9 protein-coding genes are annotated in these 12,144 nt (G+C 44.0%); 4 read left to right on the forward strand and 5 right to left on the reverse strand.

Going from position 1 to position 12,144, the window contains the following annotated elements:
* Positions 1 to 100: 100 nt before the first annotated feature.
* Genes A2W93_07460 through A2W93_07480 form a run of 5 tightly spaced genes read right to left on the reverse strand, consistent with a single transcriptional unit; the run spans position 101 to position 6,888 of the window.
* Positions 101 to 319 (reverse strand): hypothetical protein, encoded by a 219-nt coding sequence (locus A2W93_07460; protein OFY52757.1) that lies wholly within the window; start codon positions 317 to 319, stop codon positions 101 to 103.
* A gap of 11 nt (positions 320 to 330) precedes the next feature.
* Complete coding sequence (locus tag A2W93_07465) at positions 331 to 3,711, reverse strand: copper transporter (GenBank protein ID OFY52758.1); 3,381 nt, start codon at positions 3,709 to 3,711, stop codon at positions 331 to 333.
* An 18-nt stretch (positions 3,712 to 3,729) separates the two neighbouring features.
* A complete protein-coding gene (locus A2W93_07470; protein ID OFY52791.1) occupies positions 3,730 to 4,863 on the reverse strand; it encodes a hypothetical protein in 1,134 nt (377 codons plus the stop codon).
* A 10-nt stretch (positions 4,864 to 4,873) separates the two neighbouring features.
* Positions 4,874 to 6,262 carry a hypothetical protein gene (locus A2W93_07475; protein OFY52759.1) on the reverse strand — a complete coding sequence of 463 codons (1,389 nt, stop codon included), beginning with the start codon at positions 6,260 to 6,262 and terminating at the stop codon, positions 4,874 to 4,876.
* Positions 6,259 to 6,888 (reverse strand): hypothetical protein, encoded by a 630-nt coding sequence (locus A2W93_07480; protein ID OFY52760.1) that lies wholly within the window; start codon positions 6,886 to 6,888, stop codon positions 6,259 to 6,261. Before A2W93_07480 ends, A2W93_07475 begins: the two co-directional genes overlap by 4 nt.
* Before the next feature lie 500 nt (positions 6,889 to 7,388).
* On the opposite strand from A2W93_07480, the gene A2W93_07485 reads away from it, so the two are divergent.
* The 4 genes from A2W93_07485 (at position 7,389) to A2W93_07500 (ending at position 12,142) form a co-directional block, all read left to right on the forward strand.
* The gene (locus A2W93_07485) at positions 7,389 to 8,672 is read left to right on the forward strand and encodes an X-Pro aminopeptidase (protein ID OFY52761.1); all 1,284 of its coding nucleotides are present in this window, start codon (positions 7,389 to 7,391) and stop codon (positions 8,670 to 8,672) included.
* A 451-nt stretch (positions 8,673 to 9,123) separates the two neighbouring features.
* Positions 9,124 to 11,025 (forward strand): 1-deoxy-D-xylulose-5-phosphate synthase, encoded by a 1,902-nt coding sequence (locus tag A2W93_07490; GenBank protein ID OFY52762.1) that lies wholly within the window; start codon positions 9,124 to 9,126, stop codon positions 11,023 to 11,025.
* 3 nt (positions 11,026 to 11,028) lie between these two features.
* Complete coding sequence (locus A2W93_07495; GenBank protein ID OFY52763.1) at positions 11,029 to 11,364, forward strand: hypothetical protein; 336 nt, start codon at positions 11,029 to 11,031, stop codon at positions 11,362 to 11,364.
* 1 nt (position 11,365) lies between these two features.
* Positions 11,366 to 12,142 (forward strand): hypothetical protein, encoded by a 777-nt coding sequence (locus tag A2W93_07500; protein OFY52792.1) that lies wholly within the window; start codon positions 11,366 to 11,368, stop codon positions 12,140 to 12,142.
* Positions 12,143 to 12,144 lie beyond the last annotated feature (2 nt).

Below are 12,144 nucleotides of genomic sequence, written 5' to 3' on the forward strand. Positions count from 1 at the left end.
ACAACGTAGTTGTGTTAATCAATTACAGCAAAATGAATTCTGAAAGCGCGCTTTCAAATTAACTTTGCTGTAATTGATATCGGCTTTTGCCTGAATAAATCTACTCTGTGCGCCTCTGTGTGTACTCCTGAAAACTCTGTGTTACAGAAGTTACATAGGCGTAAATTGCACGCTTATAGTCGGCATTGGATGCATTAACCAGAAGTGTTCTCAGGCATTTTAATACTTCAACCCTGCGGATGAGATTTTTGAACTGGCGAAGCCATAAAAAACCGGAGCTCTCATGCGAAGAACTCCGGTTGTTGTAGAAAAAATACAATTAGAAAAAAACTATGCTTTTGCGATTTTTTTGATTTTATGCCTGATTTGCGCGCGTTTTAGTTTCACTTTCATTGAATAGTGAATCAGGTACATGGCTGGCACAAAAATCAGTGTGAGCAAAGTGGCGAATGAAAGTCCGAACACGATGGTCCAGGAGAGAGGTCCCCAGAACATTACGTTGTCGCCGCCGAAGTAAATCTGCGGATTCCACGAAGTAAGCAGGGTTTCAAAATTGATGTTCATGCCCAGGGCAAGCGGAATCAAACCAAGAATAGTAGCCGTTGCAGTAAGTATAACAGGCGTAAGACGTGTCGAAGCAGCCCTTGCTATAGCCACGCGCGGACGGAGTCCTTCGGCAAGAAGCTTGTCGGAGAATTCCACAATCAGAATTCCGTTCCTCACAACAATCCCTCCCAGCGCAACCACGCCGATACCAGTCATAATAATGGATACCGGCATATTGAATATGACAATTCCGAGCAGTACACCAATGAGCGATAAAACAATTTCGCTTAGAATAATCAGCGTTTTTCCGATGCTGTTGAATTGCGAAATAAGAATAAAGAAAATCAGACCGATTGAAATAACCAACGCTTTGGATAAAAAGCTCATGCTTTCCTGCTGGTTTTCCTGTTCGCCGGTGAAATTGAATGTTGTTCCTGGCGAAAAACTAAAATCGCGTGAGGCAGACTGAATCTGCTTAATGATTTCGTTGGCATTGTAGCCACTCACAACTTCGGACGACAACGTGATGGCCCTCTTGTTGTCCACGCGGCGAATACCGCCGTAAGAGCTCGTGTATTTCACATTTACGAGCGAAGAAATGGGAACATCTTTCACCCTGCCAGTTGCAATATCGCGAAAAGTGATGTTCATATTCAGAATGTTTTCCAGATTGTCGCGGTACTCTTCACTATATCGCAGCATGATCGGATATTCATCTTCGAACTCTTTGAATTTCGACACTTCTTTTCCGTAGATTGATGTGCGCATAGCAAGACCGATGGTATAAGTGTTCACTCCTTCGGCATTGGCCTTGGCACGGTCGAGTTCTATTACAATTTCCGGCTTGGCTTCCTGAAGGTCGGACTTTAATTCCTGAATGCCTTCAATTCCCGAAGCATTGATGAAATCGGAAAATCGTTTTGAATCTTCAATCAGCAGATCGATGTCTTCGGAATACAACTCAATGTTGATGGGCTTTCCGGTAGGAGGACCCATGCGGTTTTTCTCAACAGTAATCACAGCTCCTGCAATATCATTGAGCGAGTCTCTGATCTGGTTCATATACGGAGTGGTGCTTGTCGTGCGGAATTTGCTTTCGATAAAATTGACGGACACCATGGCTTTCTCTGGTGTGATGGAGCGGTCAAAGCTATTCGGATCAGCGCCCAGAGCCACTTTTGTAATTATAGATTCAACATTGGGATTGTCTTTTCCAACAATTCCTGAAACCCGATGTTCAACAATTTTCGCAACACTGTCAGTCACCAGCACTTCGGTTCCCGGAGGCATTTTCACCAACACGTTAATCTGACTTGGATCATTGTCGGGGAAGAAAACAACTTCGGGTTTTGCCACAGCTGTTATCACCATTGTAATGATAAACAGACTAAGCGTGCCCCACATGATTTTTTGCGGGTTGCGGCCTTTCAGCACCTGAGCGATGAGTCTTTCGTATCGCTTCACAATGCGTGGCCACAAGTTGTGCTGAAATTTGTATACCCAGTGTGCCGTAACAAATTTGTGGAAAACAACGATGATAAACATAATGATAAGGAAGTTTCCTATCGCCGGAATATGTGCAATATGGAAAAGCACGGCAGGAATCAGAAACCATGAAGCTGAACGCAGAACCGATTTCCAACCCGGAGATACAGGAATCTTATGCTCATCTTTTTTCATGAAATTCACTGCAAAAACGGGATTAATAATGTAGGCAACAGCCAGTGATGCAAACAGCGCAATGATAATGGTCACTGGCATGTAATGCATGAATTGTCCGACGATGCCGGGCCAGAAAGCCAGCGGGAAAAAAGGAGCCAGCGTGGTGAGTGTTCCGCTCAGGATGGGATAGAACACTTCGCCCGCAGCATATTTTGCAGCCTTTTTAATATCCGGAACCGTCTTGTGCATCCGGTAAGTATTCTCCACCACCACAATGGCATCATCAACAATAATCCCGAGTGCGAAAATAAAGGCGAACATCACCATCATATTCATGGTAAAATCGAGTCCTGGCAAAATGATGTACGAAACCATCATTGAAAGAGGCACCGCTGCAGCCACAAAAATGGCATTGCTGACACCCATGAAAAACATAAGTACCAGTGTAACTAAAATAAACCCAAAAATAATAGTATTGTTAAGCTCTTCCAGTGTATTGCGTGTATGTCGGCTCTGGTCGCCGGTTTTATCAATTTTGAGATCGTCGGGCAAGGAGCTTACTTTCAGATCGGTCAAGATTTCATCAATCTGATCATTCGCATCCAGAAGGTTTTCGCCGGTTTTTTTAATCACGTTCAGCAGAACCACATTTTTACCGTTGAATCGCGCATAGCTCTCCTGTTCTTCGAATCCATCTTTTATTTCGGCAATGTCTTTCAGATAAACACCGCCACCGGTGGGTGTGTGAAGCACAATTGAATAAAGATCAGAAATCTGAAGAAATTGTCCTTTTACCGAGATGGAGCTGTTTACACCGTTGTTGGTGATGGAACCCGCTGAAATAATGGCATTTTCACCAGCAATTCCGCGCTCGATGTCGGTGAAAGTGAGACCTGCTGCTTTCATTTTATTGAGATCGACATTGATTTGAATTTCTCTGTCAAGCGCCCCAATGATATCTACTCTGGTGATTTCGGAAAGCGATTCAATACGATCCTGAATCAGCTCTGCATAATTTTTCAGTGCCTGATTCGAATAATCGCCTGAAATGTTTATGGTCACAATTGGGATTTCGCTCAGGTCAATTTCCCTTACTTCAGGATCGGCCAGAAGGTCGGTCGGCAGATCTGATTTTGCTTTATCAACGGCATCTTTAACCTTATCCTTTGCTTCCGAAACATCAACATCGGTATCGAATTCCACAACGACGCTGGAAAAGTCCTGCACCGAATTGCTCGATACTTTTTTTACTCCGTTGATGCTTTTAATTTGTTTTTCGAGCGGTCGCGTCACAAGGTTTTCAATGTCTTTCGGCGATGTGCCGGGATAAACAGTGGCCACCATAATGGTTGGAATAACCACCTCGGGCATTTGTTCTTTCGGAATGGAGCGATAGCTCATGAACCCGATCAACAGTATCAACACCGCAAGTACATATACACTCGTGTTATTGTTGATGGCCCAGCTTGAACCAATAAACTCCCTGTGTTTGGTTTTTTTCATTTTAAAAATTCCCCCGTATTATTTTTTCGACGACACATGAAGTTCAGATCCTTCTTTCAGATTGTTGTATCCAAGCACAATTACGCGGTCACCTTTTTTAAGACCAGTGAGAATTTCCACCGTACCCTGATACACTTCACCGGTAGTTATGATGCGCATTTCAGCAACTTCTTTTTTTCCTTTTTTTACGGCGACATACACAAATTCGCCATTGGCTGAGGACTGAACAATATTCTGCGGAACCACAATGGCTTTAGGATTTGTGTACACGCTGATTTTCATCACCGCAATCATATTGGCCCGATAGTCCACATCCTTAACAGAAGGCATTACACATTCAATGCGAAATGAACGGCTGCCGGGATTGATATACTTGCTTACAAACGACAGCGGAGCCTCGGTTTCATAATTCAGATCCGGAATAGAGACCAGCACCTTGCTTCCGATTTTTATGTTTTTGGAATAGGACTCACTTACTTCGGAAGCAACTTTTATTTTGTTGAAATTCACCACACGGAATGCGGGAGTGCCAGGAGCTACCGATGAACCAACCTTGACGTTAACTTCCTCAATGCGACCAGAAATAGGCGAGGTAATATAATTCATGGCAATCTGCTGCTTTGTGGTTGCAATGCGATTCTGAATTCCTTCGAGATTGTTCTTTGCCTGAAGATACTGCATCTCACTTCCGATATTCTGCTCCCAAAGCGACTTCTGACGATTAAAAACATCCTGCAAAAATGTTTCCTGCTGTTTCAGTTCAGCCAATCCCTGCTGCATTACGGATGCATCCATCATGGCAAGGGTTTGTCCGCGCGACACCATCTGTCCTTCCTTTACCATTACATTCATAATAACACCCACTGTTTTTGCAGTAGCAGTAACATTTTCGTCACCATCAACTTTTCCCTGCAAATCGAGATACGATATAAATTCGGTTGTGTCGATCTCAAGCACTTCTACTTGTGTTCCTTTGTCCTTCACGAGTAACCCTTCAGCAATCAGCTCTTCTTCGAGTGCGTTGATTTCTTTGGTCAGACTTTCCCGTTCTTTTTTCAGTTCTTCGAGTTTTTTTATTCTGTCGTCGCTGCTTCCATTATTGCACGAAGCCAGGATCAATGCGATCAACAGGATGGTTCCCACCTTTTTCATATTCTTTGTTTTATTTGTTTTCAAAAAGTTTTTGCATTTTGTTTCGGGATGAAACCAGTTCAAACACCGCGGCGAAATAATTTCCCTGAGCACTCTGATGCTGCATCTGAGCCTGAGTAAGTTCCATGCTGCTGCTTAACCCTTCGCGAAATTTTATCATGGTTTTGTTCAGAATTTTTTCTGCTATCGCAACATTTTCCTTTTCATGCTGATACTTGTCAAGCGCCGACAAATAGCCGATTCGCGCCTGTTCGTACTGAAGCAACAAAGCTTGTCCAACCATATCGCGGCTGGTAATGCTTTTCTGCAAATTCAGCTGCGCCTGTTGAATTTTTGTGTGACGTGTGCCACTGCTCCAAATAGGAACTTCGAGTTTTATTCCAACAAGCGTTGTAGGATACCACGACTGCTCGCTGTCGAAAAAATTAAATTCATCGCGCATAGCTTTTCGGGAATACGAAAAGTATCCGGCCATCGTTGGCAAATAGGCCGATTTCTCGCGCTTGAGCGATAGCTCCTGCAGGCGAACCTGTGTTTCCATTAACTGAAAATCGATCACGGCAGATGGATTAAAAGCCGACCCTGATAAGACTTCGGTACTGGTGCCATTCAGGATTTTTTCAAGATCATCGGTCAGGCGAACAGGCAACGTCACTTCCATACCGATCTGATATTTCAAAAGCATCTGGGCTGCCTCAATCTGGCGCTTGAGCGAATTGACTGCATTGTCGATATTTGACACATTCAGTTTAAGCTGGTCAACATTTGTCTCTTCGATGAAACCCTGATCAAACATGGCTTCGGACTCCCTCAGCAGTTTCTGAAAATGCACCAGATTGGAATCCAAAATGATTGCATTTTCCTGGAGGGATAAAATGAGACAATACGTTTCAGTGACTGAATATTTTATGTCGGTCGCACTTTTCTGAAGACCCAGTTCCGACATGTTTCCAAACACGCGCGAAGCCTGCAGTCCAACAATATATTGACCACTGAAAATCAGCTGCGACAAAGTCACTCCATACGCAGCATTGTGCTGAGTTCCGAATTTAGCCGGGAAGAACTGGGCCTCATCCGACGAAGGCAATTGAGCAGGCGTTATAAGACCTTCCTGAAGTAAGACTCCGTACACCGCTGGGCTTATAAAGTCTGGTAATAGCGTGGTCGGAATATCGAGAAAATTCTGGTACTCTACTGAACCATTGATCTGTGGCAAGCCAATGGCGGTGGTTTCCATGATTTTTTTCTTCGCAATTTCAACATCAAGCTGAGCGTTTTTTAAAGTGGGACTGTTCTCCTGTGCATAACGGATGGCCTGTTCAAGCGACAGATCCGTGCTTTCCTGAGCCCCCGACAACAGGCAAGCAAACACAAATACAACAACAAACGATTTTCTCATTTCTTTCCTTTTAGTTCTTTCAGTAGTTTATTTTCGAGATATTCAACGCCTTTTTCATTGGCAATACCTCTTATGTGATATATTAGCAGTTCGCGAAGAATGTCTTCGGTTTTTACATCTTTCAAACTCTCATCGCTGGCATCGAGGGCGAAAATCTGATCCATGCGTGCCATATAGAAATACGCAATGATTTTCACATTTAACCCCTTTCGGTATAAACCTTCCTTAATGCCACGGTTCAGGTTGAGCTCTATGTTTTCGAGCACATGACTATGTTTGTGGTCAAGCAGCGCTTTGAAAGCTTCAGGATAATACTTCTGCAGATCGAAATTAACCGCAGGGTTGATCTTCCCGAAATTTTCAATAAGAATTTCGCTCACTTTAACCAGGATGTCGATGGCGTTACCTTCCAGCTTCGACAATTCGTGAAAGCAAAAATTTGTTTCGGCCGTGTGATGGGTAATGATGGATAACACCAGGTCCTTTTTGTCGGCAAAATACTGATATAAAGTCTTTTTCGACATGCCCAGATGGTTGGCAATATCATCCATCGAGACACTTTTTACGCCATAGCGAATAAAGAGTTTTGAGGTTTCCTCTATTATATGTTTCAATTTTTCGTCCATGCCGCAAAGATATAAACTTTCAACACACCGGAAACTTTATTTATCATTTTTGTTTCCTGGGTTTTTTCAAAAATATACAAATTGGGCATTTCGGCTTGCATCCAGCTGTCGAAAATCTGCCAACTGTCAGAATTACTATATGAATATTTTGCAACCCCCATTCGATTTCAGATAACGCGGCAAAAGTATTTCGATAAACACAGGCAGAAATGTACTTTCCGGTGAACGGCGGTTTTTCTCGGGTGAATGGAGAAGAGTCACGCGTCGGGAGACGCGCGACCACTAACATATCGGGAGACGCGCCTAAGTTTAGGGATCATTTTGGTAATGCGCTGCTGCAAACGCACAACGCAAATTTGTTCTTCTTCAACGCACTCAGGTCACTATGCGATGCAGAGAGGTTGAAGAAGGCTGAGGGCGACAGCAATGTTGTAACGCGTAACGTCTGTAACGCGTAACGAAAAAAGAATTAGCATTTTTTGTATTTTAGCAAAAAAATCATGCGCTACCAACCGATAAAATCCGAATTTTTCAAACGAAACAGAAAGCGTTTAATTGAAAGACTGCTGCCCGATAGTCTCGTGGTGCTGGCCGGCAACGAACATATGCCCTGGAGCGGCGATCAGGACTATGCTTTCCGACAGAATTCCGACTTTTATTATCTTACCGGAATTGATGAAGAAAACGCGCTGCTTTGTTTGTGCCCGCATCATCCTGATCCGAATCAGCGCGAAGTCTTATTTGTGCAGGAAGCCGATCCCACCATGGTCATCTGGTATGGCAAACGCGTGAGCCGAGAAGAAGCGTCGGAGCTATCGGGAATAAAAACGGTAAAATGGGTGGCCGATTTTAAATCTGCACTGCGTGACATGGCGCAACAGTCGCGTACTATTTATATGGGTCTGAACGAATATCTGAAATACAGCACCAACACTCACGATGCGAATCGTCGTCTGGTCGATGAAATTAAAAATACTTTTCCGCTTCATCAGTATGAACGTCTTACGCCACTAACAACAGAGCTGCGCCTATGCAAATCGCCCGAAGAAATTGACATGATCGGAAAAGCGATTGAAATTACTAAAGAGGCCTTTCTACGCGTTTTGGAAACAACAAAACCCGGCATGATGGAATATGAGGTCGAAGCAGAAATGACGCATGAATTCATTCGCCGCGGCGCATCGGGACATGCCTACAGTCCCATCGTTGCCGGAGGCGAAAACGCCTGCGTGCTTCATTATGTAACCAACGACAGCCCACTGAAAGACGGAGATCTGCTGCTGCTGGACTTCGGCGCAAGTTATGGAAACTATGCATCGGACTGTTCGCGCACGATTCCGGTGAATGGAAAATTCACTCCCCGTCAGAAACAATGCTACAATGCGGTTCTTGATGTTTTGAAAGAAGCAAAAAAAATCCTAATTCCAGGTGCCACCATCGAAAAAACAAACAAGCAAATTGCGTTGATGATGGAGCAGAAAATGATTGAACTTGGATTGTTTTCAGCAGAAGAGGTGAAAAATAATACCGGCTCCACCCCGCTCTACTTCAAATATTATATGCACGGTGCTTCGCACTTTATGGGACTCGATGTGCACGATGTCGGCCTGCGTTCGATAATACTTAAAAAAGGAATGGTGCTTACCTGCGAACCCGGCATCTACATTAAGGAAGAAGGCATTGGCATCCGCATCGAAAATGATATTCTGGTCGATGATGAACCCATTGATCTGATGACGGAGATTCCGCTTGAGGCGGATGAAATTGAGAATTTAATGCGCTGATGCGACATAAGTGAAGATGTGCGACGGAGTTTATCCCGCTGGAAGCGGGGCGCATGTGGCGCCGTCGGCTCATGTGAAAATATAAAATTCCGGGAAAGGTTGTAACGACTAAGCTTTGTCTGAGAGCTGATTGCTGACAACTAATAACTGTCAGCTTTGCTGTAACGACTGCCACCTTGTTACACTGTCTCCTTGTAACCATGTAACTTTGTAACCATGTAACTTTGTAACGATTTCCGCTTACAGCGGAATAAATTCCACGTCCGTAACGTGTAACGACTATTTATATTCAAAGATCCTGACAATCAATCACCAAGAAAGAATGTGCAATTAAAGGGGAAATCTGCCGTTAGTCAATATTCTTAACAATAAAGTCCAAAATCGTACATCCGATCGAAAATCATAAAACTCAAATCATATCTCGTAAATCATTACCTTTGCACCCCGAAATATGGTAGTAAAAGCCGGCACATATTTATCCCGCATCGATGGGCCCGAAGACCTGAAGAAGTTTACCCCGCAGGAATTAAAAATTCTAGCTGAGGAGCTCCGTGATTTCCTTATTGAGAACATGGCACGTCATCCCGGGCACCTGGGAGCCAATCTGGGCGTGGTTGAGCTGACCATCGCCCTGCATTATATTTTCGATTCACCGAAAGACCGTATAATCTGGGACGTTGGTCACCAGTCCTACATTCACAAAATTCTGACAGGGCGTCGCGATGTTTTTCATACAATACGCCAGAAAGATGGTCTCAGTGGTTTTCCAAAGCCATCTGAAAGCGAACATGACATTTTTGGCACCGGTCACAGCAGTACCAGTATTTCGGCGGCGCTGGGCATGGCCGTAGGAGAGCAAATTGACGGACTCAATAAAAATCATTTTATAGCATTCATCGGCGATGGAAGCATGACCGGCGGAGAAGCGTTTGAAGCATTAAACAATATTGGCGCAACTAAAAACAATATTCTGGTAGTGCTCAATGACAACGGAATTGCCATTGATGAAAACACTGGATCTTTTACAAGATATCTTACACGTATTACTGCTTCGCACACTTACAACAAACTCAAATACCGCATCTGGCGCGTGTTCCGCGGAACCTTTATTCAGAAAATCGCCAATAAAACATCGACCGCACTCAAATGGACCTGGCTTAAAAAATCAAATCTGTTCGAGGCTTTTAATCTTCGCTATTTTGGTCCGGTAGACGGTCATGATATCCGGCAACTGATCAGCGTTCTCGAAGATTTACGCGACATCAACGGTCCAAAGTTGTTGCATGTAATTACAACCAAAGGCAAAGGATACAAGCCGGCTGAAAAAGATCAGGTTACGTTTCATGCCCCCGGACGCTATGATGCAAAGACAGGAGAAATTCTTGAAACTTCATGCGAATCCACTCCACCCAAATATCAGGTAATCTACGGCAAAACCCTCACCGAGCTTGCGGAAAAGAATGATGACATTTGTGCCATCACACCCGCCATGATTTCAGGCAGCTCGCTCAATATCATGCAAAACCGTTTTCCTGACCGCGTTTTCGATGTCGGCATTGCCGAACAACATGCAGTTACATTTGCTGCGGGACTCGCAAAATCAGGACGAATTCCATTCTGCACGGTTTACTCAACTTTTCTGCAGCGCGCATACGATCAGCTTATACACGATGTTGCCATTCAGAATCTTCCGGTTATTTTCGGTATTGATCGCGGTGGACTTGTTGGAGAAGATGGCGCTACGCATCACGGAGTCTTTGATCTGGCCTATTTGCGGACAGTTCCAAATATGATTATCGCTGCACCAATGAACGCTTTGCAGTTGCGCAATCTCATGTTTACAGCGCAACTGAAAAAGTCAGGACCATTTGCAATCCGCTATCCGCGCGGAAACTCAGATGATAAAAAATGGGAACAACCTTTTTCTGAAATCGAAATTGGTAAATCGGAAAAACTCCGCGAGGGAAAAGATATCGCCGTAATCTCAATCGGACAACCCGGTCTTGATGTTGTTTCACTATATCCAAAGCTGGATTCAGAAGGCATCAGCATCTCGCATTACAATATTATTTTTCTGAAACCTCTTGATGAAAATGCTTTGCACGAAGCATGCAAAAATCACAAAGCTATAATTGCCATTGAGGACGGGACTATTAAAGGCGGCCTGGGAACAGCTGTTGCAGAATTCATGATGGAACATTCCTATTTCCTTCCATTAATCAAACTGGGCGTCCCGGATCGTTTTATTGAACACGGCACTGTGCCAGAACTCAAGAAGGAATGCGGTTTTGATGCCGAAGGAATTTATTCGGCAATCAAACAAACACATACAAAAACAAATCAAACAAAATAAGCTATGGCAAACAAAAGAGCAATTAAAAAAGACGTGAATTATCTGACCAACGAAGTATTGGTTGATGGAATCATGCTCATGTCCTTATACAAAGAAGAAGAAGGCGAAGTAATCATGAAGGAACTTGAGAAAGTTGCCGAAAAAAGAAATCATGTGATTGATGCCCTTCAGCATGCTGAAAAAAAATTCGTACGTCTGCCGGACGAAGAAAGAAAAAACGGACGTGCTGCACGTTCAAAAGCTTTCCGCAAAGTAGTGAATGAAAAATTTGCCGCTTTCGAAGAAGCTCTGGATGCTGCTTACGAAAGTTTCGGCAAGCTGGCCAAAGAAGAAAAATAAAATGGATACACATCTTTTTGGAAGCATCATTTTCGGTCCGGTGCGCAGCCGCCGCTTAGGTTTATCCCTGGGTATCAACCTGCTGCCAGCTAATAAAAAGGTCTGCACATTCGATTGTGTCTATTGCGAATGCGGATGGACCGATAAAACTTCAGCCGACGGATTACCAAAAGCCACAGAAGTTGTTGCGGAACTTGAGAAAAAACTGCAGGAAATGCAGGCTGCCGGCGAACTTCCTGATGCAATCACCTTTGCCGGCAATGGCGAACCCACCATGCATCCTGATTTTAGTTTCATTATGCGTGATTCGGTGCGATTGAGAGACGAGTATGCACCCGCCGCCAAAATCACGGTGCTCACCAACTCAACACAGCTTCACAAGCAAAAAATTGCGGATGCTATTGCTCTTGCCGATAAAGGGTTACTGAAACTCGACACGACCGATCCAAAACAATTCGAGTTGATAAACCGCGCTGCCAAAGGCATTGAGCTCAACGAGGTTATGCATTTCATTGAACAATTCACTGGTGAAAAAATCATTCAGACCTTGGTGCTGCGCGGTGATAGTGAAGGCGAAAAAATCGACAACACTACCGAAGAATCGCTCCTGGCGCTGGCTGCATTTGTTTCGAAAATCGATGCTATTGAATGGATGATCTATCCTATCGATCGCCCGACACCAGAAAAACAGCTTGAAAAAATGAGCCGCGAAGAGATGGATCGCATCGGTGAATTTGTCAGAAAACATACAAATGTGCCGGTGACAATCCGGTATTGATT

Source organism: Bacteroidetes bacterium GWF2_43_63 (assembly GCA_001769275.1).
GTDB lineage: Bacteria > Bacteroidota > Bacteroidia > Bacteroidales > DTU049 > GWF2-43-63.